This is a genomic window from Faecalibacterium hominis (ex Afrizal et al. 2022), assembly GCF_049545105.1.
Classification (GTDB): domain Bacteria; phylum Bacillota; class Clostridia; order Oscillospirales; family Ruminococcaceae; genus Faecalibacterium; species Faecalibacterium duncaniae.
This window is the reverse complement of record NZ_CP186860.1, coordinates 1,234,124-1,260,907: the sequence shown is the minus strand read 5'-3', so window position 1 is coordinate 1,260,907 and position 26,784 is coordinate 1,234,124. Positions and strand designations below refer to the sequence as shown.

Annotated in this window: 30 protein-coding genes; 29 read left to right on the top strand and 1 reads right to left on the bottom strand. The window is 45.8% G+C overall.

The features are described from left to right. The first annotated feature begins 146 nt into the window (after nt 1-146). The 5 genes from ACKXGA_RS06060 to ACKXGA_RS06040 all read left to right on the top strand — a co-directional run bounded on the left by ACKXGA_RS06060 (nt 147) and on the right by ACKXGA_RS06040 (nt 3,333). Nucleotides 147-764, top strand: a complete 618-nt coding sequence (locus tag ACKXGA_RS06060) for a DUF6088 family protein (protein ID WP_025577929.1) — start codon at nt 147-149, stop codon at nt 762-764. Next, nucleotides 761-1,759 carry a nucleotidyl transferase AbiEii/AbiGii toxin family protein gene (locus ACKXGA_RS06055; RefSeq protein WP_025577928.1) on the top strand — a complete coding sequence of 333 codons (999 nt, stop codon included), beginning with the start codon at nt 761-763 and terminating at the stop codon, nt 1,757-1,759. Before ACKXGA_RS06060 ends, ACKXGA_RS06055 begins: the two co-directional genes overlap by 4 nt. An 83-nt stretch (nt 1,760-1,842) precedes the next feature. Beyond that, nucleotides 1,843-2,160, top strand: a complete 318-nt coding sequence (locus ACKXGA_RS06050) for a hypothetical protein (RefSeq protein WP_029676883.1) — start codon at nt 1,843-1,845, stop codon at nt 2,158-2,160. Next, a complete protein-coding gene (locus ACKXGA_RS06045; protein WP_262591003.1) occupies nt 2,156-2,923 on the top strand; it encodes an FAD-dependent thymidylate synthase in 768 nt (255 codons plus the stop codon). The genes ACKXGA_RS06050 and ACKXGA_RS06045 overlap by 5 nt, the downstream gene beginning before the upstream one ends. Then, nucleotides 2,920-3,333, top strand: coding sequence for a dUTP diphosphatase (locus tag ACKXGA_RS06040; RefSeq protein WP_158424855.1), 414 nt, complete (start codon nt 2,920-2,922; stop codon nt 3,331-3,333). Before ACKXGA_RS06045 ends, ACKXGA_RS06040 begins: the two co-directional genes overlap by 4 nt. A 119-nt stretch (nt 3,334-3,452) precedes the next feature. Here ACKXGA_RS06040 and ACKXGA_RS06035 read toward each other — a convergent pair whose 3' ends face one another. Beyond that, a complete protein-coding gene (locus tag ACKXGA_RS06035) occupies nt 3,453-3,767 on the bottom strand; it encodes a helix-turn-helix domain-containing protein (RefSeq protein ID WP_005361112.1) in 315 nt (104 codons plus the stop codon). A gap of 150 nt (nt 3,768-3,917) precedes the next feature. On the opposite strand from ACKXGA_RS06035, the gene ACKXGA_RS06030 reads away from it, so the two are divergent. From ACKXGA_RS06030 to ACKXGA_RS05915, 24 genes are all read left to right on the top strand, one after another. Then, nucleotides 3,918-4,427 carry an SLOG family protein gene (locus tag ACKXGA_RS06030; RefSeq protein WP_025577925.1) on the top strand — a complete coding sequence of 170 codons (510 nt, stop codon included), beginning with the start codon at nt 3,918-3,920 and terminating at the stop codon, nt 4,425-4,427. Nucleotides 4,428-4,492: 65 nt separating this feature from the next. Beyond that, the gene (locus tag ACKXGA_RS06025; protein ID WP_081017347.1) at nt 4,493-4,618 is read left to right on the top strand and encodes a DUF3789 domain-containing protein; all 126 of its coding nucleotides are present in this window, start codon (nt 4,493-4,495) and stop codon (nt 4,616-4,618) included. A gap of 3 nt (nt 4,619-4,621) precedes the next feature. Beyond that, nucleotides 4,622-6,730 carry a DNA topoisomerase 3 gene (locus tag ACKXGA_RS06020; RefSeq protein WP_158424856.1) on the top strand — a complete coding sequence of 703 codons (2,109 nt, stop codon included), beginning with the start codon at nt 4,622-4,624 and terminating at the stop codon, nt 6,728-6,730. After that, nucleotides 6,727-7,110 (top strand): hypothetical protein, encoded by a 384-nt coding sequence (locus tag ACKXGA_RS06015; RefSeq protein ID WP_015542944.1) that lies wholly within the window; start codon nt 6,727-6,729, stop codon nt 7,108-7,110. The genes ACKXGA_RS06020 and ACKXGA_RS06015 overlap by 4 nt, the downstream gene beginning before the upstream one ends. A 5-nt stretch (nt 7,111-7,115) precedes the next feature. After that, nucleotides 7,116-7,484, top strand: coding sequence for a cysteine-rich VLP protein (locus tag ACKXGA_RS06010; protein WP_158424857.1), 369 nt, complete (start codon nt 7,116-7,118; stop codon nt 7,482-7,484). 153 nt (nt 7,485-7,637) lie between these two features. Further along, complete coding sequence (locus ACKXGA_RS06005) at nt 7,638-8,270, top strand: hypothetical protein (protein WP_064785839.1); 633 nt, start codon at nt 7,638-7,640, stop codon at nt 8,268-8,270. Nucleotides 8,271-8,283: 13 nt separating this feature from the next. Next, complete coding sequence (locus ACKXGA_RS06000) at nt 8,284-9,204, top strand: DUF4316 domain-containing protein (protein ID WP_158424858.1); 921 nt, start codon at nt 8,284-8,286, stop codon at nt 9,202-9,204. 32 nt (nt 9,205-9,236) lie between these two features. Beyond that, nucleotides 9,237-9,902: a hypothetical protein gene (locus ACKXGA_RS05995; protein WP_347565377.1), complete on the top strand. Its 666-nt coding sequence runs from the start codon at nt 9,237-9,239 to the stop codon at nt 9,900-9,902. Continuing rightward, a complete protein-coding gene (locus ACKXGA_RS05990) occupies nt 9,899-10,243 on the top strand; it encodes a plasmid mobilization protein (RefSeq protein WP_005361131.1) in 345 nt (114 codons plus the stop codon). Before ACKXGA_RS05995 ends, ACKXGA_RS05990 begins: the two co-directional genes overlap by 4 nt. A gap of 85 nt (nt 10,244-10,328) precedes the next feature. Then, the gene (locus ACKXGA_RS05985) at nt 10,329-10,619 is read left to right on the top strand and encodes a CD1845 family protein (RefSeq protein WP_005361132.1); all 291 of its coding nucleotides are present in this window, start codon (nt 10,329-10,331) and stop codon (nt 10,617-10,619) included. 88 nt (nt 10,620-10,707) lie between these two features. After that, a complete protein-coding gene (locus ACKXGA_RS05980) occupies nt 10,708-12,117 on the top strand; it encodes a relaxase/mobilization nuclease domain-containing protein (RefSeq protein WP_158424997.1) in 1,410 nt (469 codons plus the stop codon). 241 nt (nt 12,118-12,358) lie between these two features. Then, entirely contained in the window at nt 12,359-13,345 is a 987-nt protein-coding gene (locus ACKXGA_RS05975; RefSeq protein ID WP_082907428.1) for a helix-turn-helix domain-containing protein, read from the top strand. A 170-nt stretch (nt 13,346-13,515) separates the two neighbouring features. Then, nucleotides 13,516-14,475 (top strand): ABC transporter permease, encoded by a 960-nt coding sequence (locus tag ACKXGA_RS05970; protein ID WP_067536909.1) that lies wholly within the window; start codon nt 13,516-13,518, stop codon nt 14,473-14,475. Beyond that, nucleotides 14,472-15,290, top strand: a complete 819-nt coding sequence (locus ACKXGA_RS05965) for an ABC transporter permease (RefSeq protein ID WP_067536912.1) — start codon at nt 14,472-14,474, stop codon at nt 15,288-15,290. The genes ACKXGA_RS05970 and ACKXGA_RS05965 overlap by 4 nt, the downstream gene beginning before the upstream one ends. Beyond that, nucleotides 15,280-16,059 carry an ABC transporter ATP-binding protein gene (locus ACKXGA_RS05960; protein WP_067536916.1) on the top strand — a complete coding sequence of 260 codons (780 nt, stop codon included), beginning with the start codon at nt 15,280-15,282 and terminating at the stop codon, nt 16,057-16,059. The genes ACKXGA_RS05965 and ACKXGA_RS05960 overlap by 11 nt, the downstream gene beginning before the upstream one ends. After that, on the top strand, nt 16,056-16,820 hold the full coding sequence (locus ACKXGA_RS05955) for an ABC transporter ATP-binding protein (RefSeq protein WP_158424859.1): 765 nt from the start codon (nt 16,056-16,058) through the stop codon (nt 16,818-16,820). Before ACKXGA_RS05960 ends, ACKXGA_RS05955 begins: the two co-directional genes overlap by 4 nt. 53 nt (nt 16,821-16,873) lie before the next feature. Next, nucleotides 16,874-18,517: a nickel ABC transporter substrate-binding protein gene (locus tag ACKXGA_RS05950; protein WP_067536924.1), complete on the top strand. Its 1,644-nt coding sequence runs from the start codon at nt 16,874-16,876 to the stop codon at nt 18,515-18,517. 171 nt (nt 18,518-18,688) lie between these two features. Beyond that, nucleotides 18,689-20,479: an ABC transporter ATP-binding protein gene (locus ACKXGA_RS05945; protein WP_158424860.1), complete on the top strand. Its 1,791-nt coding sequence runs from the start codon at nt 18,689-18,691 to the stop codon at nt 20,477-20,479. Then, complete coding sequence (locus ACKXGA_RS05940) at nt 20,473-22,191, top strand: ABC transporter ATP-binding protein (RefSeq protein WP_158424861.1); 1,719 nt, start codon at nt 20,473-20,475, stop codon at nt 22,189-22,191. The genes ACKXGA_RS05945 and ACKXGA_RS05940 overlap by 7 nt, the downstream gene beginning before the upstream one ends. Nucleotides 22,192-22,250: 59 nt before the next feature. Continuing rightward, nucleotides 22,251-22,670: a metal-dependent transcriptional regulator gene (locus ACKXGA_RS05935; protein ID WP_067538187.1), complete on the top strand. Its 420-nt coding sequence runs from the start codon at nt 22,251-22,253 to the stop codon at nt 22,668-22,670. 191 nt (nt 22,671-22,861) lie between these two features. Continuing rightward, nucleotides 22,862-23,191 (top strand): response regulator transcription factor, encoded by a 330-nt coding sequence (locus ACKXGA_RS05930; RefSeq protein ID WP_278604273.1) that lies wholly within the window; start codon nt 22,862-22,864, stop codon nt 23,189-23,191. A 512-nt stretch (nt 23,192-23,703) separates the two neighbouring features. After that, nucleotides 23,704-24,129 carry an RNA polymerase sigma factor gene (locus tag ACKXGA_RS05925; RefSeq protein ID WP_067536939.1) on the top strand — a complete coding sequence of 142 codons (426 nt, stop codon included), beginning with the start codon at nt 23,704-23,706 and terminating at the stop codon, nt 24,127-24,129. A 650-nt stretch (nt 24,130-24,779) separates the two neighbouring features. Continuing rightward, complete coding sequence (locus tag ACKXGA_RS05920) at nt 24,780-25,010, top strand: DUF6870 family protein (protein WP_087180054.1); 231 nt, start codon at nt 24,780-24,782, stop codon at nt 25,008-25,010. Between the two features lie 144 nt (nt 25,011-25,154). Then, entirely contained in the window at nt 25,155-26,774 is a 1,620-nt protein-coding gene (locus tag ACKXGA_RS05915; RefSeq protein WP_158424864.1) for a recombinase family protein, read from the top strand. Nucleotides 26,775-26,784: the final 10 nt, after the last annotated feature.

The following is a 26,784-nucleotide window of genomic DNA, read 5'->3' as shown; positions in this document are numbered from 1 at the left end:
ACGATAGTTCCCATCTCCTGATATAAAATTTGAAACTGATGTATAAATTCTGTTCTATGTGGAATACTATTGCTAAAACTCTTGAAGCCTATTGAAAATTTGTCCCGAATAATATATAATATTCGGGACAAAAGGAGGTGAGCAATATGGCAAATGGCTATTCCAAACAGATTCAGGAGCAGATAAAAGCAGCGGCGGAAGGAACTATTTTCATCAGTTCTGATTTTGCGGATATTGCCGATACGGAAACCATAAGACGGAACTTAAACCGGCTTACACAGGCAGGTATGCTTCGCCGCATTTTGAAAGGTGTTTATGAAAAACCAAAATATAGCAAACTTCTGGATGAATATGTGGCGGCAGACCCGGAAGCGGTGGCGAACGCATTGGCACGAAGTTATCACTGGACGATTGCCCCATGTGGGAATACAGCATTGAACCTGTTAGGTCTTTCAACACAGGTAACAGCAGTATGGTCCTATATCAGCGATGGTCCATATAAGACCTACGAGTGGAACTCTACAAAGCTGGAATTTAAGCACCGGACCAATAAGGAGATTACCGGATTGTCCTATATGACAAGTTTGGTTATACAGGCATTAAAAACGCTTGGCAAATCGAATGTTACGCCAGAAGTCATACAGATGCTTTCCGAAAAACTGACAGACAAGGATAAACAGGCTTGTTTGAAGGAAGCAACAGAGTCTACGGATTGGGTTTACGATACGATACGACAGATTTGTGGAGGTGAAAAGGTACAATGAGAAATATAGCAAGACTTTCAGATAACGACCGCAGGGAGCTGTTCAGAAATACAGCAGATAAAATGGGACTGAATGATGCCATCGTAGAAAAAGACTTTTGGGTATGTTTTACGCTGGATTATTTATTTCACCGCTCACCATGGAAAGAGTCCATCACCTTTAAGGGAGGTACCAGCCTTTCAAAAGCCTTTCACCTGATCAGCCGGTTTTCAGAAGATATTGATTTGATTCTGGACTGGCGTGTATTGGGATATGGCAAAGATGAACCATGGGAGAAACGTTCCAATACAAAACAGGATGCTTTTAACAAAGAAGCCAATGCGCGTGCGGAGGTATTTCTGTCCGAAACATTCTGCCCGGCAGTCAAAGCCGGCTTATCCCAGGAAATCGGTTGTGAAGCAAATGTCTACATAGATGAAAAGGATAAACAGACGGTCATTTTCGCCTATCCGCACCTTTTTACAAATACGGCGACCTTACAGGTGATCCGTTTAGAGATTGGTGCGCTGGCAGCGTGGACTCCTGCAAAAACAGCGCAGATCGAACCTTACGCGGCAAAATATTATCCGAAGATTTTTGAGCAAAAAGAAACTGCAATCCTTACCGTTGCCCCGGAACGGACCTTCTGGGAAAAAGCCACAATCCTGCACCATGAAGCGAACAGACCGGAACATTTGGAAATGCCGCAGCGGTATTCCAGACATTATTATGATCTCTACCGCATGGCTGCAACACCGGTTAAAGAAGCTGCTTTTTCCAGGCTTGACCTCCTGAAGAAAGTTGTAGATTTCAAAATGAAATTCTATCCCAGATCATGGGCGAAGTACCCGGAGGCTGTGCCGGGCACATTAAAATTACTCCCGCCGGAATATCGGTTTGCAGCATTGGAAGCGGACTATAACTCTATGCAGGATATGTTGTATGGGGATGTTCCGACATTTGAGACAGTCATAGCAGCGGTCCAGGAACTGGAAAAAGAGATCAATACACTATAAACAATTACATATCCATTTATTTGCCGGCTATTCTAAGATGCTTTAGAATAGCCGGTTTCTTGTTTTCAAAGGAGGGATGCTATATTACGCAAAATGAAGTCAATGCCGTTTTTGACGAACAGGTGCGGCTCTGTGCTGATACCTTGAAACGGAAAACCAAAGAATACACCGGGGATGACCCGGACCGGCTGGGTGCATTTAAGGCAGCGGCAGCTTTACAGCACACAACGCCCCAGCGTGCCCTTGCCGGTATGCTGGCAAAGCATATTGTTTCTCTATACGATATGTGCTTTGCCGAAGAAGTGGTTTATCCGATGGACACATGGGACGAAAAGATCACAGACAGTCTTAACTATCTGTTCTTACTGAAAGCGATTGTAAAGGAGGGACATACCAATTAAACAGATTGAAGTAAAAATTTTGAACTGCCAGGCGGTAGCGGAAGCAGAAAAAAACATGGTCTTTGCGGCAAGGCTTACCCAGCAGGGACATAAGATTGCCTCAATGGACGACCTGATGGAGCTCTACGAAAAATCATTCAGCGTTCAGACAGTAGCAGCTATGGGGGCGCTTCCCCATCCTACCATCCAGAAATTTGCGGTGATCACGGTAGCCATTGTCGGCGCCAGCAGGCGTTTTCTGGCGCAGATCACCCGCCACCAGAACGAAGTAAAATTTATGAGTGCATCGCTGCAGTACAGCAACTATACGGGACAGGCGGATTTCGCTGTCCCGTATTCTATTATGACGGCTTCGGCAGTGGTACGGGAACTGTACTTAAAAAGCTGTAATGAAAGCATGAAATGTTATGAAGCCCTGTGCACTGCCGGAAGCGGGCACGATGCGGCCGGCTATGCCACGCCCCAGGGATTGCGGAATGTACTGCTCATCAGCGCCACCCCTTATCAGTGGAAACATATCATCAGCCAGCGGGTATGCCGGAGAAATACAGATGAAACAAGGATCGTGCTGCTAAAGGTCTGGAAAGAACTTTATGAACTAAGCCCTACTTTGTTTGCCCCATCACTGACCGGGCCTTTTTGTCAGATGGATCGATGTCTGGAAGGGAAAATGACCTGCGGACGAAAACTGCAGGCAAATATGACGCCAGAGGATATTTTGGAAAAAGATTATCCTGCTCTTTGGGAAGGAGACTGCCGATGAAAATAAAACTGATCGACTTTGGCGTACCGGAGCACCAGCGTCCTTACCGTCCGCATGGCAATGATGCCGGAGCGGATGTTTATCTGCCCTATGACTGTACCTTACAGCCCGGAGAAATCGCCAAAATTCCTTTGGGTTTTGGACTGGAAATACCGGATGGATATGCGGGATATATCTTTCCCCGTACCAGCATGGCGGTAAAAGGTCTGGTCTGTGCACTGCCGCCTGTGGATTCCGGCTACCGTGGAGAGATCCATGCGATCATCAGCAATGTAAGCAATCAGGCGCAGTCTCTTTTTAAGGGAGCCCGTATCGGGCAGCTTGTGATCACGCCGATCGTCATTGCGGATTTTGTAACCGATCTGGGAACAGAACGAGGAACCGGCAGCTTTGGCAGTACCGGCGAATAGAAAAAGGCTGTTTGGAGAACAGTTTTTGAATACTTATCGGTATAGGGAGCGGACATTTCGAGAACATTATAAAATATAATAAAGAAAGTCACGAAAAAAGCGGCCATTACCGTGACCGCTTACTTTCTGCTATTGAGTTCTTTCATAATACCGAGGATATATTGCATGGATTGAGGATCAAGCTGTCTTGCCTCTGCAATGAATTCCTTTAAGGTTTCCGGGTAGGTATTTCCTTCATCAAAGAATTCCTGCGGTGTCACACCCAGATATTCGCAGATGTAGAAAAAAGACTGCATAGCGGGAAGTGACTTTTTATTCTCAATATTATTGATGTAGTTGTTTGCCTGACCTAACGATAAAGACATATCGCGTGCGGAAACTCCTTTTTGTGTCCGCAGCTTCGCTAATCGTTCCGGGACAAAATCTTCATACATCGCCTTCACCTCCCATTCTGTAATAGATTGTACCTCACGCCCCCTTTATTATCCGCAAAAGGAAAAAGGGTATTATCGTTGACTTGCTAAATTAAATCTATTACTATATGAAAAGTGAAGAATTTTACCTATCAGATGGAGGGATGACCGATGAAAGGAAAAACTTGCTGTGTTACCGGACACAGGGATTTACCGCAGAATGAGATCAACAAAATAAAAACAGCCTTGGCACATGAGATCGATGCTGCTGTTACAGATGGGTTCACCTGTTTTATGAGCGGTTTTGCAGATGGCGTAGACCAGTATTTTGTGGAGCTGGTGCTGGAAAGAAAGCAGACCACCCCGGCACTGGAGCTGATCGCAGTGATCCCTTACCGCAAGCGTCTGGACAGCCTAAATAAGAAAACAAGAACCCGTGAACTGCTGGAGGCTTGTGCGGATGTTGTTGTGATACAGGAAAAATATCTCCCAAGCGTCTACTCCCACAGAAATCGTTATATGGTGGAACACTCCGACCGAGTGATCGCTGTATATGACGGACGGGAAACCGGAGGTACAGCAAAGACGATCCGCTTTACCCATCGGATGAAGAAGGAACTGCGGGAAATCCCAGTTGGAGAAATCGTCCTGCCGGATCACTTGAAACCAAAAACAAAATAGATACCTGTTGATGCGCTCACTTTGAAGTGGGCGTTTTTCTTTACCCATTTTTAGGAGGAATGCTTATGTGGAACCTGATTTCACATTTCCTTACCTTTGCCGGAGGAATGGCTTCCGGCGTTATGTTGATGTGTCTTATGCAAACCGGAAAACTTGCGGATAAAGAATTTGAAACTATGAAGGAGGAATAAAAATTGAAACTTGTGATTGCAGAAAAGCCCTCTGTTGCTATGTCACTGGCAGCAGTATTAGGCGCAACGGAAAGAAAAGACGGTTATCTCGAGGGTTCCGGCTATCTGGTGAGCTGGTGCGTGGGACATCTTTTGGAACTGGCACAGCCGGAGGCTTACAAAGAACAGTACGCCAAATGGCGGTATGAGGATCTTCCGATCCTACCGGAAAACTGGAAATATGAAGTGCCAAAGGATAAGAAAACGCAGCTTGCCCTTTTGTGCCGATTGATGAAGGACAAACGGGTGGATTCCGTGGTATGCGCTACGGATGCCGGACGAGAAGGAGAACTGATCTTCCGTCTGGTCTATGAATATGCCGGATGTAAAAAGCCTATGGAGCGCCTTTGGATTTCCAGTATGGAGGATGCGGCGATCCGTGAGGGCTTTGACCATCTCCACCCCGGCAGTGATTACGATAAGCTCTATGATGCGGCGGTCTGCCGGGCAGGAGCCGACTGGCTGATCGGGATCAATGCCACCCGGCTTTTTTCTGTCCTGTATGGTGTCACCCTAAATGTCGGCCGTGTTATGTCACCGACACTGGCACTTTTGGTACAGCGTGAGTCGGATATTGAATCCTTCATCAGTAAGCCTTTTTATGTGCCGGAAATCACCTGCGGAGGTTTTACTGCTTCCGGCGAAAAAATGACGGAACGATCCGAGGCTGAAAAAATCCGTATGGACTGTGACCACAACTCCGCTTTTGTGCGTTCTGTGGAAAAGCAGGTAAAAACTATACAGCCTCCCCGCCTTTATGACCTTACAACTCTGCAAAGGGAATGTAACCGTATTTATGGCTATACGGCTCAACAGACCCTTGATTATGTGCAATCTCTCTATGAAAAGAAGCTGGCAACCTATCCGAGAACGGACAGCCAGTATTTGACGAAGGACATGCAGGCAACCGCCGCTTCCCTGATCCTGTGGCTGCGTGACAATATGATCTTTGGAAAAGGCTACGCCGGAGAGCCGGACATTGACCGGGTAACAGATGACAGCAAAGTGACTGACCACCATGCCATTATCCCAACTGTGGAAATCGCACGGACAGACCTGTCAGAGCTTCCTTCCGGGGAGCGGGATGTGCTTACCCTGCTTGCCGTCAGACTGCTTTGTGCCACAACGCAGGTACACCGATTTGAAGCGGTCACCGCTATATTGGACTGCCAGGGATATACTTTTACGGCAAAAGGAAAGACTATTTTACAGTCCGGCTGGAAAGAGGTGGAACGGATTCACCGTATGAGTATCAGGCAGAGTGAAACGGAACACAAAGAAAATGAAGCTGTCGCTCTCCCTGTGCTGCAGGAAGGACAGACTTTTGAAGCTGTATCAGCAAGTCTCCGTGAAGGGAAAACTTCACCGCCGAAACACTATACGGAGGACACACTGCTGTCCGCTATGGAGACTGCCGGTGCGGAAGATATGCCGGAAGATGCCGAGCGTAAAGGATTGGGTACTCCGGCTACCCGTGCGGCAACACTGGAAAAGCTGGTTTCTGCCGGATTTGTACAGCGAAAGAAAAAGCAGCTCATTCCTACGGAAAAAGGAAAGAACCTGATCGCAGTCCTGCCGGACAATATCAAATCTCCCATCTTAACTGCAGAATGGGAATCCATGCTGAAACAAGTGGAACATGGCGAACTGTCGGCAACATCTTTTATGGATCAGATTGCAGATATGAGCCGGACGCTGGTAAAAGAACATACTACCCCGGAAGAACGTTTTGCGGATCTGTTTCCTTCTTCCAAAGGAACTGCACACGAAGCCGTGGGGGTATGTCCCCGCTGCGGTGCCCCGGTATTTGAAGGAAAGAAAGGTTTTTTCTGCGGCAACAGGGAATGTTCTTTTGCTCTTTGGAAAGATAACCGTTTCTTTTCCAGCAAGAAAAAATCTATCACAAAGTCTGTGGCAGCGGCTCTTTTGAAAGAGGGCCGCATTTCTATGTCCGGGCTTTACAGTGAAAAAACAGGAAGGACCTATGATGCGGAAGTGATCCTGGATGATACCGGCGGTAAATATGTGAATTTCAAGCTGGAATTTCCCGTAAAGAAAGGCAGGCGCAAATGATTGATCGAAAAACCTTTGAATATGGAGGTTATCACTTCACGCCCATACGAAAATTTTACAAAAAAGAAGGCGACTTTTTCGCCATATCGAAACGGCTGGCAAGTGACCCCAACTTAGGGCTGTGTACCTATCAGGAGCGGCAAAAGGTACCCTTTGATTATAGAGGGTTTTATGCTGTTTCAACTGACAAAGAATGTGATATTTTCCGCTGCGAAGAAAATGGCTTGTTGTATGTACCGGGAAAAAACGAACTTTTTATTTACCATGAACCAAAACAGAAAAAGCGGAACTCTATCGCCGATGCCCTTTCACAGTCCAGGAATGTTACTGATGCAACCGGAATTTCCGGCGGCAGACAAAGCAGTGACCCGGAAAGGTAGGCATTATGGCAGAGAGGGAATTAAAACGCTCGGAGCAGTCTGCAATCCGAAAGCTGGTTACAGAGCTTTGCGCCAACTATGACTCTCAGGATAAGATCTGCCTTCCCCTGGACAGCCCTTGCTACATGCTGAATAAATGGTGGACCGGTGCTTATTGCCGGTACTTTGAAAAAGCGGTGTTGCCGGTGGATGCAGCACTGGAATCAGCCATTACCGGCGGGGACACCTCCATGAGACAGAAAATATGCTCTGTGTGTGGAAAATCATATCTTCCTATAACCAGCCAGGCATATTGCTCCGATGCCTGCCGGGTCTATGCAAGACGGAAATCCGAGCGGAAACGCAAACGCCGGCAGCGGCAAAACCAACCATGATATGTCCGCAACTTAGCCCCAAAAGTCCTTGATTTTCAATGGCTATTCGCATCTGTTTTTAAGGGAGCTGTATAAGAATACTCCGGTGCTTTGAAATGAGGTTAAGTTGCGGACAAAACTTATATTTTAACAAAAACGATAGGAGGCGATTTTTTGAATATCAACACGATTACTGCAGAGGATCTTCGCCGTATGCCGGATAAGGAAGGACTGATTTTACAGGGCTGCGGCGGAGATCTGACAGAATGGGTGGACGGGATCAACGAAATGCTGACAAATGCAGGCATATTGAAAGATGGCAGCCAGTTTGAAAATGTGTTTGCTTTTCAGCACGGAGAACTGACCTGTCTGCTTTACCCTTTTGATGATGTGAAACTGGATATAGGGAAACTTGCCCTGTGGCGTTTACAGACCCATGAAGTCTATGGCGGCACATGGCTGTCGGACTTTGTGCCGAATTATTTAGGCGGATTTATAGAAACACCGGAACCATTGGCAGATAAACCGGACTGCCCTCTGATCGGAGCAGATGGGAACATTTTTAATCTGCTTGGTATTGCTTCCCGTACTTTGCGGGAGCATGGTCTAAAAGAACAGGCAAAAGAAATGTCTGACCGGGTATTTGCTTCCGGCAGTTATGGAGAAGCGCTCTGTATCATTGGCGAATATGTCAACATCACAGATTCCGAACCGGAGCATAAGAATTCTCTCCGTCAGCAGCTAAAGGCAACAAAACCGGCAGACCCAGTAAAAAAGCAACAAACTTCCAAACAGCAGGAACGATAAGGAGGGATGCGAAATGGAAAGGAAACGGACCTATGGTGTATGGGCAGTACGAAGCAGCACTTCTATTTTCGGACCGGCACAAAGCTGGTGCAAGGAAAATGGAAAACCGTTGGGGTTTGATAGCAAAGCCGACGCTGAAAACTATGCAAAGGAAGCCAACGAGCATACGACAGCAAATGTCCGATACTATGTGAAAGAAAAAGAACCGGAACCCGGCGCTGTTCGGAAAGGAACATCTCAACCGGAACTGGATGCGCGCAGCCATGAAGAAGTAATACCAAGAAATGATGCAGCGGAAAAACAAAACGAGATTCCGGGCCGACAGATTCCTTCTCAAACAGATCCGCTGGTAGAAATCCGCTCTGCGGTCCATAGTAATTACGCGGGTATGGTCGCTATGCTGGGTGCGGACAACCGTGTGTATTTGGGGCGTGAGGAACGTTGCCATTACCAGGATATGCAGCCATCTTACTATGACAATCAGGACGGTTCCCTGTGTTTTGTCTGTGATCAGCCCGATATGTATTATTTTCTTTATGGAGAAGGCTGGGCGCATACCCAGACGGAAATGTTGGAACGAGGGCTTACCTTGCGCCAGTATGAAGAATTTGCGAGACTGCAAAATGGGGTCCTTGCACAGTTTACCACCCAAAGAGAAATTCTGTTTGCCGGACAGCCGTTTCAGGCGCCGGAAAGTTATCTTCGCAATGCGGAACTTTATGAGGAAGGACAAACCGGGAACTACAATATGCTGGATGGCAGGCTGAACAACGAACCTCCTGTGCGCCCGGATCTGACAGACGGACAGACGGATGAAGAAATCCGGGAGCTGGTGCCGGAAGCAAAGCCGTCTTTGATGGACCGTTTGAAAGCAGACAAACCGGAGCATGAAGCAAGGCAGATGATCCCTCCTGTGTCGGAAAGGGAACGCTGATGGCCGGGGTAAGATTTGAGGATGTAGATCTTTTGGGTGCTCTTTCCCGTATCGTAGATCTTCATACCCAACATTATAAAGAGGACTTTGACCTGGATAAGGAACTGATTTCAAAACTGGCTGTGTCAGACCGTTCAGAGGATAAACAGCTTCTTTGGATGTCACGCCCTTGCGGAACCTATACCCTGCGCGAACGGGAAGTTTATCTGGATGGAAGCCATGAAAATAAAGTGTGGCGGTTTTACCAGGAACAGACAAATGATCCCGTTTTGGCTTATGCCATCTCTTTGAAAGAAGTCAGGGACGGAAAAATATTTGGCAATCTCTATCCGCTAAATTATAGAGAACATGTGGAACGGATGAAAAAGCTGACCTGTCCAATCGGAAATGTAGCCGTTGCATTTGCGGATGGAAATGTTATCACGATTCCCTATCAGGAACGGAGACAGCTTATGAACCGGTTTATGCCAGAGCATGGAGCCCCTAAAACAATGACTTATCTGCCGGAAAATGAGCCGGAGCTGATGATGATTCTAAAACGGGAACGCTTCAAACGCAGCTATCATGCGACAGCCGGAAATCTGGAGGAATATCTTGATAAGCTGGAAAAGACCACCCTGCGGGAAAAACTCAAAAGAGCAAAGACGGTGGTTTCAACACAGGAGGTCTCATCTCATAAAAGAGGGTTGGAACGATGAAGGGCGGGCATAACAAAAAATCCGTCCGCGTCGAATTTGTCATGTCCGAACCGGAGGCCGAACTGGTAAAAGAACGCATGGCGGAACTTGGCATTACCAACCTGTCGGCATATCTGCGAAAGATGGCCGTAGACGGTTACATCATTCACCTTGATATGGGAGATATTCAGGAAATGATCCGGCTTCTCCGCATTTGTTCCAATAACTTAAACCAATATACCAGACGGGCCAATGAGACCGGCAATATTTATGCCGCAGATATAGATGACATCCGCACCCGTCTGGACAGCCTTTGGGATGGCATGGACAAACTGATCCGGGGATTTGCAAACATTTCATAAACAGCCGGAAAGCCGTTGCTTTCTTTTTGCCGTCACGGTAAAATTTTTATAAGGGCAGATGCCCTTCTGAAAGGAGGCAAAGCGTATGCGTTTGATAGGTAAATTACTGGCACTTCCCTTTATGCTGGTTACGGGGATTCTTTATCTGGTATGTAAATTTTTAGTGGTTCTTTCCGGTGCGGTACTTGGGATTCTTTCTGGGATCATCTTTCTGGCGGCATTGGTGCTGTTCTTTGTCGCAGGATTTTTGCCGGGTCTTGCATGGCTTATGATCGCCTTTCTTATCAGTCCATACGGTCTGCCTCTGGCGGCTGCATGGCTGGTAGGGATCATTGGCGGGGCAAACAGTGCCTTAAAGGATTTTATATTTGGTTAAGCAGATTTGGCGGGGCGCATAGGCAGCCCCGCTCTTTTTCTGCAATTATAACTTCTCTGATTGGAATTAAGTTAAGGAGGTGACGAAAATAGCGACCACAAGACTGATGCCTCTGCATGTAGGAAAAGGTCGGAATATCTCTACTGCGATCTCAGATATTATTGATTATGTAGAAAATCCGCAGAAAACCGATTTTGGAAAATTCATTTATGGCTATGAGTGTGATACCCGGCTTGCTGATGCAGAGTTTCTTCTGTCCAAACGACAGTATGCAAATCTGACCGGCAGAAATCAGGGTGCAGATGATGTGATCGCCTACCATCTCCGTCAGGCATTTAAGCCCGGCGAAGTTACGCCAGAAGAAGCTAATCAGATCGGCAGGGATCTGGCACTGAAGCTCACAAAAGGAAACCATGCCTTTGTTGTCTGCACCCATGTGGATAAGCACCATGTCCATAATCACATCATTATCAACTCTACTACACTGGACTGTCAGAAAAAATTTCGCAACTTCTGGGGCTCTACCTGGGCAATCCGGCGAATGAATGACAAGCTGTGTTTGGAGCATGGACTTTCGATTGTAGAAAATCCGAAACCCAGCCGGGAGCATTATGGCACATGGCTGGGAAATAAAAAGCAGCCTTCCTTTCAGGAGCAGATACGCATTGCTATTGATGCTGCATTAGAGGAAAAGCCAAAAGATTTTGAGGAACTTCTACAGAAGCTGGAAACTGCTGGGCTGGAAGTCAACCGTGAAAGAAAACATCTTCGGTTCCGAGTTCCGGGACAAGAAAATTATACCCGATGCGATACGCTCAAAGGCGATTATACAGAACAGGCCATCAAAAAACGGATTGCCGGTACACGGACAGTAAAACCCCGCCATGCCTTTTCTAAAAAAACGGTTTCCAAAGTTGGATTGCTGGTTGATATTGAAGCTGCAATCCGTTCCGGCAAGGGGCCTGGTTATGAGCGCTGGGCAAAAGTGTTCAATCTAAAGCAGCTTTCTCAGGCAGTGCTCTATTTAAAAGAACATGGCGATATGGGTTATGAGGATCTTCTGGAAAAAGCCAACGCCACTACCACTAATTTCAATACCTTATCCGTTCAGATCAAAGATCTGGAGTCAAGAATGAATGCCAATGCCGAGCTGCAAAAGCAGATCGTAAACTATGCGAAAACGAGGGCTGTCTATGTAGAATATCGCAAAGCCGGGTACAGCAAAAAATTCCGAACAGCACATGAGGCTGAAATTTTGTTGCACCAGGCGGCAAAGAATCATTTTGACGAGTTGGGAATCAAAAAGCTCCCCTCTGTCAAATCTCTCCGGGAGGAATACACCGACCTTCTGGAACAAAAACGGAAAGCCTATTCTGCCTATAAGCAGGCCAAAAATGATATGAAAGAACTTCATAATGTTCGGGCCAATGTGGAATATCTATTGGAGATTTCTTCCCCGCCACAACCGCAGCGCAGCACAGAAAAATCCCGTCAATAAGGTTTGTCTGCTTTTCGCTTTCAGCGTTCCAACGGAATGCGCAGCCATTGCCACCGGCAATGATTTCAGGGGTTTGGGGATATGTCACCAACAAGCATTTAGCAGGAATTCCGGGAACGGGATTTCTGCTAAATACGCAATCTTACGTAAGATTGCATTGCTTGCCGATTTGCTAACACCTTGCATTTTTAATGAGGATGTAGTAGTATATATCGTGGTTAGTTGTGGCTAATCAAGAAGAATGAAATGGGGTGATTTGATGGAAGCGGCGATGAAACAATCACAGCTTCACGATATATATTTTCCTGAAAAAAAAGAAAAAAGTGCAAATTTGATTCTTCAACAAAGCACAGATACCGGAACCGGAGAAATGACCTGTTATGATGTGGCCCCTGGAATACAGATAACATATAATCATCTCAATATGGATTCCTGCTATCAACCTTTAATTCCGAAAGAGGATTTTCTTCAAATCGATCACTGTCTGGAAGGATGCTATGAGTGTGAATTGGCCGGTGGCTCTGTTAGCTTTTTAGGTGAAGGAGATTTATCGGTTAGTAATCTTTGTAAAGGGCAACAGTTATTTGTTGGTTCAAGGATTCCGTTAAAAAAATATCGTGGTATTACTGTTCTCTTAGAAATGGAAGGAGCTCAAAAGACCCTCAATACAGATTTTCGGCAAGGAGATATTAACCTGCAGCAAATCCGTGATACTCTATGTGGTGATGGACGTTCTCTTTTGATTAAGTCTAAGCATGAAATAGATCATATTTTCAGCGAACTTTATCGGGTGGATGAGAGAATCCGGATTCCGTATTTCTGGATTAAAGTGATCGAACTTTTGCTGTTTTTAAGCCTATTGGATGCCAGCTATGTGAAAAAACCCCGACAGTTTTCTGAGGATGTTTCCAAAGGGACACAACAAGCATACCAATATATCATTGAGAACCCTTTTTCCAAAATAACGATCTCTCAACTGGCAGAGATGTTCCATGTGGCAGAATCCAGCATGAAGCGGTGTTTTACTTCTATCGCTGGCAACTCGATAGGTACCTTTATGAAAATAAAGCGTATGGAGGCTGCTGCGGAACTGCTTGTTTCCGAACCACAGCTTAGTATCTGCGAAGTAGCCGAGGCTGCCGGATATGAAAATCAAAGCAAGTTTTCCGCCGCTTTTAAGTCAATTATGGGCGTTACTCCGTTTGCATATCGCTGCAAATCGTGGTGAGCTAATTGGATTAAAAATTCACCCGCTTGGTTATAGAAGCCACCCTTTTCGGCCTGCTATAATTAACAATAGCCGGTGGCAATAAGAGTTAATGAAAGAGCCGCAGTGTTGCGGCTCTTTTTCAAAGTCATGGGTTAGGCGTTGCTAACTATATAAAGAAAGCGAGTGACATGGATGTGTTAAACAAGGGAAGTATTGGGAGAAGAATTTTGAAACGCCTCGTTAGTTTTATCATCGTGATCTGGGGCGTTGTAACTTTAAGTTTCTGCTTGCAGGTGTTTACTGGCACGGATCCAGCGGAAATGATTGTAAGGAAAAACAGTATTTTTGCTACAGAGGAACAAATTCAAGCAGTGAGGGAACAGCTTGGTTTGGATGCGCCGTTCCACGAAAGATATTTTGACTACATAACCGGTGTGGCAACTGGTGATCTGGGCACTGCCATTACAAACAGGCAGCCGGTGATTGAAAACATAAAAGCTGCCCTGCCAGTCACTTGTACTGTCATAGTCATGGCAATGGCGTGGGTAATTTTGTTTACAGTCATCCTATCGGCGATTTCGGTGATACGGAAGAATGGTATCTTTGACAATGTAACGCGGATTATCTGTATCATTGGAATCTGCGTCCCAAGTTTTTGGCTGGCCCTTATTCTTTTGACGGCTTTCGCAGTGAACATTCCGATTTTTCATGTCATTGCAGATGGCAGCATAAAATCGCTGATACTACCCTCAATCGCTATGGCAGTGCCAATCATCTGTATATCGACAAGAGTGCTACGCGCCTCTGTTCTAAATGAACTTAAAAGCGATTATGTGCTTTATGCCAAAGCAAGGGGATTTTCTAATTCACAGATTGTTTTTGGAGAGGTTTTGCGTAACGCTCTGCCTGCGGCAATCACTTTATTCGCTCAATACTGTGCCGCATTGTTTGGAACATCTGCCTTGGTGGAAAGCGTGTTTTCCATTGATGGGCTTGGAATCTATCTGATGGAATCCTGCGAAAGCATGGATGTATATGGAATATCCGGGGCTATTTTGGTGTGTGCAGTTCTTTTCGTTCTATTTAATACAGTAGCAGACATCCTTTCCAGTATGATATGCCCGGCATATAGGAGGAAGCGTGTATGAAAAGAAAACCACAAATTATGATAGGAATCGCCTTAATTGCCCTCTTTGTAATATTGGCTGTTGCCGCTCCCATATTGGCACCCAATGATCCCAATGCAACAAATCTTGCCTTGAAAAATGCACCACCATCTGCCGAATACCCTTTGGGCTGCGACCAGATGGGACGGTGTGAATTGTCACGCCTGATTTATGGGGCAAGATACTCTCTCGGCCTGTCCATTCCTGTGTTGATTGTCATTGCGGCGATAACCCTTTTTGTTGGCTGTTATTCCAGCTATAAAGGCGGTATATTGGACGAAATCATGCGGCTGGTGTGCGATATTTTAATGGCTTTTCCTTTAATCGTCATTGCGATGTCGCTGGTTTCGGCTGTGGATGATTCGGTTGCCAGCATCATAATTGCGATTGGCATTTCCATGGCTTCATGGTTTTTGCGGATGGTACGTTCTTACGCAAAAACAGAGTGTGGAAAAGAATACATAGAAGCCTCCAAAATTTCCGGTGCCTCTAACTTTCGTATTGTGACCCGCCATTTGATTCCAAATGTGCTTCCACAGTTTATTGTTTATTTTACAACCGGAATTGCAACTGCGATTATGTCTGTTTCCAGTTTTGCATTTTTGGGGGTGGGTTTGATTGCAGGCACACCGGAATGGGGCGCCATGCTGGATGAAGCCAGAAGCAGCATTTACATCAATCCCAGCCTGATAATATACCCCGGTATCTGCTTGATTGTCTGCTGTGCCGGTTTCAATCTCTTGGGCGAAGGTCTGCGTGACAGGATTGGAAAGGAGGACGAAATCAGTGCCACTTGAAGTGAAAAAACTTACGATTTCTCTCCCCTCCGGTGAGCCTGTAGCAGAAAACATATCTTTTCAAATTGAAAAGGGAGAAATGCTTTCGATTGTCGGAAGTTCAGGTGCGGGAAAAACAACGATCTGCAAAGCGATTATGGGGTTGCTTGGTTCCGCTTACCAGGCTACGGGCCAGATTATTTTTCAAGGGATTGATCTTCTGGCCCTGCACAAAAAGGACCGAAAACAGATCTATGGGAAAGAAATATGTTTCATCATGCAAAATCCAATGACAGCTTTCAATCCTTCGATACGTGTAGGAAAGCAGTTGGAGAAAACCTATCGGCTGCACCATGATCGTTCTTCCAAAGCGGAAATGCACACTTTATTTGACAAAACTTTACGGCGGCTGGGGTTAGAGGATACAGACAGGATATTGAAAAGTTATCCTTTTGCCCTTTCCGGCGGCATGCTGCAGCGGTTGATGATAACTGCTGCGCTTATCAATGAACCGCAGATTTTAATTGCGGATGAAGCAACCACGGCTATTGATGCCTGTAATCGTATGGAGCTGATGAAGGAACTGAAAAAACTTTGCACAGAGGGTATGTCTGTACTCTTTGTTACCCACGATCTGCGTGCCGCCTCCTTTTCCGATCATTTGCTGATAATGAACCACGGAAAAGTAATTGAAGCTGGAAATACTCAGGAAATTATCAAGGCTCCCAAAGAAGAATATACCGCCTATCTCTTAGGTGCGTGCCGTTTAGAAAGGAGGGGTGACGATTGATTGAAACAAGAGATTTAAGCTGTACTTTTTCAGAAGGCTCGTTTTCACAAAACAGATTTACAGCGGTATCGCCGATCAGTGCCGTTTTCAAAAATGGAGGACGTTATGCGATTGTCGGTGAATCTGGCTCTGGGAAAACAACACTTGCACGGATGATTGCTGGACTGCAAAAACCGGATGGCGGAAATGTATATTTTGATAATATGCCGCTATATGGCAGGCGCTATAAAGCCCGGAAGGAACATTTTAAGAGAGTGCAGATTATCCAACAAAATTCCGCTTCGGCATTGGATCCAAAGATGTCTGTAGGAAAATCCATTGAGGAACCGCTGATCTGCTTTTTTGGTATGGACAAAGCGCGGCGGAAAAAGCGGTGCGAAGAATTGCTGACACTTTGTAATCTTCCGGTGTCCTACTATGCACGGCTTCCTTCGGAATTGTCCGGTGGTGAGCAAAAGCGTATTGCGATAGCACGAGCGTTGGCTGCGGAACCGGAGTGCTTAATTTTCGATGAAGCTACAAACGGTTTTGACCTGCCGCTTCGGAAAAAAATTGTGGAGGAAATCATTGATCTCCAAAAAGAGGTCGGCTTCACTTTGATTTTCATTACCCACGACATGGAACTTGCTGTAGTAGTGGCAGATGAAATTCTTGTGATGCGGAGTTCGAAACTGGTTGAGCAGGTCACTTTTTCCGGGGATCCTTCGGTATTTCAGCAGCCGTATAGCAAAGTGCTGTTAGAAGCCAGTGGAATTATTTAATTTGGAATCCAATGAATTTGGGTAAATAAAAATCAAGAAAGGAAAATCACACGATGAAATTCAAACGATTAGCGGCAGCTCTGCTGTCCGCAGCGATGGTTGTTTCCCTTGCGGCCTGCTCCAACAATAAGGAATCAGCAGAATCCGGTTCAGGGACAACAGGAACAGAGGCCGTACATGTTAATTTGGCTGAAAGCTGGGGATTTGAATATTTCTATACGATCCTCACTCCCGAAGTATCTTCCAGCCAGTACGATATTACCTATTACCTCACCAGTTTCTATGATACGCTGGTGACATACAATGAAAATAATGAACTGGTCGGATCTCTGGCCGAAGATTGGTCTATGAGTGATGACGGACTGGTGTATACCTTCCAGATCAGAGAAGGCGTTAAGTTTTCGGATGGCTCAGATCTGACCGCCGAAGATGTGGCAAAATCATTGATGGCTGTGCCTGTAAATCTCGGCCAGTATAACGGAGGGTATGGACGCCTTTCTACAATCATTGAAAGTGCCGAAGCCACCGGGGATTATACAGTAGAACTTCGGCTGACGCAGCCTTACTATAATACTTTGCGGGAACTTTGCCTTGCCAATCCTTTTGGTATTGTCTCCAGCGAGCAGTTGAATGATGATTTAACCGCTAAAGATACTTTTCGGACAGCCACCTATGGAACCGGCCCATATATGTACGAAGGGGACAATGATGGCCAGACATGGAATTTTGTACGCAATCCCAACTATTGGGGTGAAACACCGGAAGTAGATAGCTTTTCTATTAAGAGCATCCCTGATAATGATGCCAAGATTCTTGCGCTGAAAAATGGAGAAGTTGATTTTATATCCGGTATCAAAAATGTTTCTGCTGAAAGTTATGACGAAATCAGCCAGACCGAAGGCTTTGGAGCACAAATCGATGATAAGGCTTTGCAGACTTACTATGTGGGATATAACCTGAACGATACTGTTTTTGGCGATTCGGTTATCCGAAAGGCGATTGCCTCTGCTATTGATAAAGATGCCGTAGCAGACAGCATTTATGGTGGCTTGCATGATCGGGCAGACAGCTTTTTCTCCACAGACCTGCCGTATTGTGATTTGGAGCTTTCAGAGGCAACCTTTGATATTGATGCGGCAAATCAAATGTTGGATGAAGCTGGATATGTTGATACAGACGGTGACGGAATCCGGGAAAAGGATGGGGCAAATATTTCGGCTGCTTTCCTGTATCAGACCGGCTCTGCTTCGGACGATAACTTGGTTGTCTACATCTGCAATCAAGCACAGAAAATTGGCATTGAATTAACACCCCAGTCTGCCGCAATGATGGATTGGTATGCTATGGTTCAAAGCGGGGATTATGGTTTGACGGTATTCAAAACTCAAGGCGGTTTTTATGATCCGGCTAATGTTGTTACGAATATTAACCCTCAGACTTCCATGGATCCTATTGTGATGCTTTTAGGCTCCACCCAGCCGGAACTTGCGGATCTGGTTGCTGAATTGGATTCTTCTACCGATGAAACGAGGATTCAGGAAATTTATCAAACGATTTTAACAACAATCGCCGATGAAGAACTGACAACCCCTCTTGTATATATGCACCAACTGGCAATTTACAGCGATAAAATCACCGACTATACATTCCCTATGGATTCTAATTTTACATCCGTTCAAAACATAAAAGTAAACTGATTGCCTGTGGGAAAAGGCGGCTTTCGCCAGCCGCCTTTTCTTTCACCTTTTATCGTGAGCTGATTGGAGTAACAATATACCTGATAGGTCGTTGAATGTATATTTTCCACCAATTATAATGAAAGAAAAGGTTAGTTATTGCTAACCAATTTGAAAGGAGGCTTTGTTTCGATGAAACAAAAGAACGGCGGGATAAAGCGGCTTCTCGAATTTACAGGAGAAAAACGCAGTTTATTGAATATATCCCGTATTTTATCCGGTGTTAGTGCCATCTTTATTTTAGGACCATTCCTCTGCGTCTATTTTGCAGCACGTGAATTGGTAAATGTCTTTACCGGCAGTGCTTTGGACACGCAAAGTTTAGTTCGCTGGGGAATGATTGCCTTAGTTTTGGAGCTGATCGGTCTGGCATTATATTTCTGTGCTTTGCTATGCTCTCATGTGACGGCGTTTCATACCGAAAAGAATCTAAAAATGGCTGCGCTGAAACATCTGGCGAAAATGCCTATGGGATATTTTGATACCAATCCCAGCGGCAAACTGCGGAAAATCATTGACGAAAATAGTTTTCAAACAGAAACTTTTATAGCCCATCAACTTCCAGACTTGGTTGGCGCACAAGTAACTATGGTAGTAAGCCTGATTTTAATGCTTCTGTTTGACTGGCGCATTGGTGTACCACTACTTCTGCTTTTTGGAATCGGCTTTTTCCTGCAAAAATCTCTGATGGGCAAGGAAGGCATGAAACTGATGCAGACCTATCAGGACTCGTTGGAAACGATGAATCACGAGGCGGTAGAATACATCCGTGGAATTTCCGTCTTGAAGGTGTTTGGGCAAACGGTGCAGTCCATAACAAAATTTAATGAGGCAATCAAGTCCTATCGAAAATTTGCTTTAGCTTACACGATGTCTTGTAAAAAGGGTATGGTTGCCTTTAATTCCGTTATCAATTCCAGCTTCCTTGTATTGGTTCCTACTGCACTGATTATAGGGTTGGTATCTTCTGACCTTGTTGGGTTCACACAAAGTTTTCTGTTTTATGTGATTTTTTCACCGGCCTGTGCGGTAATGCTGAACAAGATTCTCTATATGACGAGTTACAAAATGCAGGCTGAAGAATCCATGCGGCGTATTGATATGATTTTGAACGCAGAACCGCAGGAAGAAACTGCACAACCGAAACGCCCTGCAAGCTATGATATTTCTTTTGAAGGAGTAACCTTTACCTATGAAGGCGCAGAGCAGCCGGCAGTTTCTCATCTTAGTTTTTGTGCAAAAGCCGGTACAACAACCGCCCTTGTGGGACATTCCGGCTCCGGTAAGAGTACCACTGCCAGCTTGATTCCCCGATTTTATGACGCACAGGCCGGCAGCATTAAAATTGGCGGTGTAGACATTCGCAGCATTGCCCATCCAGATTTAATGAAGATGGTCGCCTTTGTATTCCAGGACCCAAAACTGTTCAAGGATAGTCTATTTGAGAACATTCGGGCTGGACGCCCAAGTGCAACAAGAGAAGAAGTCATGCGGGCAGCACATTTGGCTCAATGTGATGATATATTGGCTAAATTCCCTAAAGGAATCGATACAGTAGTCGGCAGCAAAGGTGTGTACTTATCGGGGGGTGAAACCCAACGTATTGCGATTGCAAGAGCTATTTTGAAAGATGCACCTATTATCGTACTTGACGAGGCTACAGCCTATGCTGACCCCGAAAACGAGCAGCAGATACAGCAGGCATTTGAGGGGCTTACAAAGGGAAAAACAGTTATTATGATTGCTCACCGGCTTTCAACGGTGCAGGATGCCGATCAGATTTTGGTCATGCGGCAGGGAGAGCTTGTTGAAAGCGGCAGGCATAACGAATTGGTAAAGAAAAATGGTGAATATGCCCGTATGTGGGAGAACTATACCAAGACAACACAGTGGCATATTGGAAATGAGGTGAAAGTATGCTAAAGCGTCTGTTTGCTTTGAGCGACCAAGGCTCAAAAGACTTAAATAAAGGGATTGCCGCAACGACTCTCAGCAATATTTGCCTAATTATCCCGTCCAGCCTTTTAATCATGGTAATCTGGGAACTGCTGAATGTAATATCGGGCGAATCATCTGGAATTTCAGAATATATTCCTGTTTTTTGCATTATGACGGTGGTTTTGTTTATTATTGTATTTTGTACCCAATGGCTTCAATATAACAAAACCTATACCGTGGCTTATGAGGAAAGTGCGAACCGCCGAATTGTTCTTGCTGAAAAACTTCGCAGACTTCCGTTGTCCTTCTTCGGGCAGAAAAATCTTTCCGATCTGACCACAACTATCATGGGTGATTGTACGGCGCTGGAGCGTGTGTTTTCTAATGCCCTTCCGCAACTTTTTGGAACCATTTTCATGTTTATCATTACGGCGATAGGTCTGCTTGTAATGGATTGGCGGTTAGGGCTTTGTATTGTGATTCCTGTTCCCGTAGCAGCACTGGTGGTCTTTGCAGCACGAAAGGCACAGGCTAAGGCAGAAAGTGCTAATATGGACGCTAAACGTGCAGCCTATGATGGAGTACAGGAATATCTTGATACGATTCAGGAATTGAAATCTTGCTCCAGAGAAGAAGAATATCTGGCCGGTCTGGAAAAAAAGCTGGACTATGTGGTGAAATGCTCTTTCCGAAATGAGATCGCGCCTGGCGCAGCGACTACAACAGCACAATTTATTCTGCGCTTTGGCCTTGTTGCGGTACTGCTGGTAGGTGGCTATCTTGTGGCGGCTGGCTCCCTCACGATTCCCATGTTTATCTTATACCTTATTTTTGCTGGCAGAATTTATGACCCCTTCACAAGCTGCTTTATGTTGATGGCCGAGGTCTTTTCTTCACTGGTAAGCGTAAAGAGAATGAAACAGATTGACGCAACACCGGAACAGACAGGAAGTAATGTTTGCAATAACAAAGGATTTGACATTGAATTTAAGAATGTCCATTTCTCTTATAATGAGGAACCGGTGTTGAAAGGCGTTTCCTTCACAGCAAAACAAGGTGAAGTCACCGCCTTAGTAGGTCCGTCGGGAAGCGGCAAATCTACTGCTTCAAAATTGGCAGCACGGTTCTGGGATGCAGATTCCGGCCAAATCACTTTAGGTGGTGTCGATGTAAAGAGCGTAGAACCGGAAACATTATTCAAAAACTTTGCTATTGTTTTCCAAGATGTACTTCTCTTTGATGAAACTGTCATGGAGAATATTCGCCTTGGACGAAGCGGTGCAACTGACGAAGAAGTAAAAGCGGCGGCAAGGGCTGCACAGTGCGAAGAATTTATTTCTCGGCTGCCACAGGGGTATCAGACGAATATTGGCGAAAATGGCAGCGCCCTTTCCGGTGGAGAACGGCAACGGATTTCCATTGCGAGAGCATTGCTAAAAAATGCGCCGGTAATCCTTTTGGACGAGGCTACAGCCTCTATGGATGCTGAGAGTGAAACATTGGTACAGGATGCTCTTTCTGTCTTGCTGAAAGATAAGACCGTTATGGTGATTGCTCACCGTATGAGGACAGTTGCTAATGCGGATAAAATCGTGGTTTTGGATGATGGAAAGGTAAGCGAAATGGGTACACCACAGGAGCTTATGAAAAAGAACGGGCTATATGCTCACTTGGTTGCGTTACAGCGCGGTAAATGATAATCACGAATCTACTGAAAAGGAGGTGACGCACTCTATTGATTTCAATGATCGCAAAGATGGCATGGGAAAAACACAAAACTCAGGAGGCGGTTTCACCTTCCGAATCTTATGCCGAAGAACTTCGGGCTACGGGTGAAGATTATTTAGAAGCAGTTCTGATTCTTGATCGTCAGAAAGGTGATGTTCGCTGCGTTGATCTTGCAACCTTTTTAGAGCGTTCAAAGCCGACTATTACAAATATGGTTACAAGACTATGCGAAAGCGGATTCTTAGTGCGTGAGGATAATAAGTCGATTTCTTTAACGACTAAGGGTAAGGAAGTGGCAGAAAAGATTTATGAACGCCATCGTTTTTTTACCAAACGATTGATCGCTGCTGGTGTAGATCCAAAAACAGCGGAAAGAGACGCTTGCCGATTGGAACATGCTATCAGCGAAGAATCTTTTCAAAAACTGAAAGATGCTTTAGAGGACTAAGGAGGTGGTGATAACATGGGAAATTAGCCGTACTGGATTTAAAAGATTCCGGCAGGCAGATTGGTGAAAAGCTATTTACTCTGCTTTCTCCCTGCCAAAAGAAGGAGCTGGCTCAGTTTGTTCGTGATTATGAGGCTGGCAATATTCCGGCTGATGTCCCATACTTAACACTTCTTCGAGGCCAGTATTTTATCCCTCCGCAGGCAGATCAGCCATTGACGGAAATCCGGGAAGGTGATTTGTATTTCTGCTTGGAGCAGCACCTTGTTACCGTGCGGAGCCAGGTAATTCCGCTGACGGTCAAGGAATTTGAAATCTTCGCTTTGCTCATACTGAACCCAAAGCGGGTATTCACTTATGAAATGCTCCTGGATCTGGTATGGCATGAGGATTATTCCTACTATTCCCGGAAAGCGATCAACAACCATATAAGCAACCTGCGAAAGAAACTCCGGGTTGCCCCTGATTTGCCGGAATATGTGAAAAGCGTCTATGGTGTAGGTTATAAATTTGAAGTATAGAAAGGGTGCGGTATTTCTGCCGCACCCTTAAATTTTCGTTTTTTCTGCTGTGTGGATAATGCCTGATTTTGTCATGTATTGTTGATTAAATTCAGTAAAACCATGACGCTTCTGGAAGAATTATAGCATTTATCCCTATATAATGCCCCAAAATGAGGGAGGTGGACATAATAGGTAACTCTGCTCTCCTTCAATAAAGGAGGGCATGGAAAATGCTGCCGAGGTCAGAATACCGGCCTCGACATAGCCGGTCATATAAAAGAGATTCAAACCCCGTAATCCTGCGATGGATTGCGGGGTTTTTCCATTCGACAGGATTTTGCATTTTCCATTCTGCTCCGTCAGATGGTGACGGAATACGACAGGCGCAGCTTACCGCTGTACGGTGGGCGCTCTTTTTTACAAATAAGGCGCAGGACAAGCCTGCCGCCGGACCTGTACGGTGTAGATCACCGCCCCTCTGATTTCGATTTGCCCATTACCCACTCAAAAATCGAAATTGGAGGATTACCATGAAAGAAATCAATCTGCGGGAATTTTACCCGGAAATATATAAAACGGATCTGTTTATCAGCCTGCCCGATGAGGTTGTGGATGTGCTGGTAGAATATCAGCGGAAAGAAGTGGCATATCGCCGCCGTACATACCGGCATAAGGCATTCCTTTCTCTTGATTATGGGGATGATATTGAACGCGAAGCTGTTCTTTTTACCCCAACGCTGCAGGAGATCGTAGAAAGGCACCTGGAGGAAGAACGGCTGTACCAGGCGATTTCTTCATTGCCAGAGAAACAACGCCAGCGTGTGTACGCTCACTATATTCTCGGCATTACCCTGATGGATATTGCCAAGATGGAAGGTGTTTCTCTCCATGCTGTCCATGAAAGTATTCGGCGCGGACTTCGGCGTCTGGAAAAAATTTTAGAAGAAAATTTCTAAACCCCCTATAAATGTACCCCCGAAAATGTCACGACTTATAGAAGGACAATTTTTTGGGACAATGCCATTTCGGTGAGTGAGAACCTTCAACGGTGCCACACCCACCTGTATATGCAGACAAGCTCCCAATCCTTCATCTGGACCTTGAAAACTGCATATACGGTGCCATAGGTACTTTCCCTGTATTCCGAGCGGCAAATGGAGCGGCGCGATGACAGGCGGCTTTAAGGAGGTGATGAAGCCCAGCCGTCCGAGCGATCTACGCTATCCATTGATCTGGCTGTGGCAGGCCAGACGCGATGACTGATACAGGGTATAATGATACTTTCTCACGACCCGTCAAAGACTTGGGGGGAGTCCCTTCTGTGTTCGTTAGCTCTGGCGAAGCGACGGCACAAGCAGGGCTATGATGCGGTAAAGCTGGCCGCAGCCTGTGGCATCCCCGGCCCGGAAAAGGGCCTGCCGGGGGGCGTGGCAAATACGGCAAGTTACCAAGAAAACATCCATGCCGTTGTTTTGATTTTCGAGCAGCGGCATGGATTCTTATAAAATCGAAATCAGATACCATGAGGCCGGGCCGCTCTTTTCGTGTGTCCGGCCTTATTCATGTGATTTTGATGATCCAGTATGAAAAGAAAGGAGCTGTTGTTATGACTCAAACACCGGCCTATACGGTCATACATACCCCGGAAGCAGACAGACTTGCCGACATCCGGGATGTATCTGTCAATAAGGACCTGCCGCGGGAAGAAAGGATTGCCGAGTTTGTCCGGCAGATCCGGGACCCGTATCATTTCAAATGCGGTGGATTTGTTGTCAGGGCAAGTTTTTCCCAGGGAGGCGCTACCCTGGAAGAATGCCTCCGCGGAATCCTACGCTGAAAATTATTGATATTTTTTATTTTGGGGGCTGATTTTTCCCGCATGGAGCGTTATAATAAACATGGAAAAGGAATTGAATACCGATACGCAGACTGCACTCCTTGAATTGCGGGGATTTTTCCGTGATGAAAGGAGTGTTTTTCTATGCAGGTTTATAAAGCTGCCAAATATATCCGCTTATCTTATACGGATGACAAATCAAATGAAAGCAACAGTGTCGGCAATCAACGAAAGCTGATCGAAGATTTCGTGAGCCGTCACCCGGAAATCGAGCTGGTTTCCGAAAAGGTAGACGATGGGTACAGCGGGGTTATCTTTGACCGTCCGGCTTTTAAAGAAATGATGGATGACATCATGGAGGGAAAGATCAACTGTGTCATCGTCAAAGACCTTTCCCGTCTTGGCCGTGAGTATATTGAGACTGGCCGCTATATGCGCCGTGTCTTTCCGGCCTATGGCGTGAGGTTTATTGCCATCAATGACAATATCGATACTCTCAATGAGAGCGCAGGCGATGACCTGACTGTATCAGTAAAGAACATTATGAATGAAGCCTATGCACGGGATATTTCCATTAAGACGAGAAGTTCCCTGGAAACTAAGCGTAAGAATGGGGATTTCGTTGGAGCTTTCCCGGTTTACGGCTATCGTAAATCCGAAGATAACCATAATCTTCTTGTAGTAGACGAATATGCTGCCCAGGTGGTGCGGAGCATTTTCAGGATGCGCCTGGAAGGATTCAGCCCCTACGCCATCGCGAATGAGCTGAACCGGCTGGGTACGCTCTCTCCTTTGGCATATAAAAAGTATTATGGCCTTCCCCATGCCAAGAAAGGCTATACAGACCGGAAGGATTGCCGGTGGTCGGCAAATACTGTCACCCGGATCTTGCAGGATGAAACCTATACCGGTACGCTGGTCCAGGGCCGAAAGGGTTCCCAGCACTTCAAACTGAAAGAAATGGAGAGCCGCCCTTCCTCCGAGTGGGTTCGCGTGGAAAATGCTCACGAAGCCATTATTGATCGGAATGATTTTGACCTGGTGCAAAGGATTCGCAACCTGGACACCCGTACATCTCCCCAAAAAGATAAAGTCTATCTGTTTTCCGGCATACTGGTCTGCGGTTGCTGCGGCAGCCGGATGGTACGCAAAACGAACCGCTACAAAGACAAAGAATATCACTATTACTATTGTCCCACCGGAAAGAAGAACGGCTGCGCCCATCCGGTCATGGTAAAGGAACATGAGCTGATGGAGTGCGTGCGGGACAGCCTGAAAGGGTTTATTGCCAATGTAGTCTCTTTGGATGAAATCTTATCCGGCATAGACCAGAGCCGTATCAACCGTGAACTTATCAAAGAGTATTCGCGGCAGATCGCCCAGAACGAGCAGCAGTTGGAGCAGATCCGTCAATATAAGATGAAGCTGTATGAGAGCATGGTAAACGGCTTTCTGGACAAGGCGGAGTTCCTTTATAACAAAAGCAGTTACAGCGCCCGTATCACCCAACTGGAACAGGCGGTTGCCGCCCTTAAGGAAAAACGGACCGATGTAATGGAAAACCGGAGTGAGCGGAATCGTTGGATTGAGAATTTCAGGCGTTTTTCCGATCTGGAAGAACTGGACCGCAAGGCGGTGATCCAGCTTGTGCAGGTGATTACAGTGCTTGGAAAAGACGAATTGCAGATTCAATTTAATTATCAGGACGAATATGAAAAAGCCCTCGCCCTGATTACGCCGGTACAGGAAAGGATGGTGGTCTGAAATGGCGAGA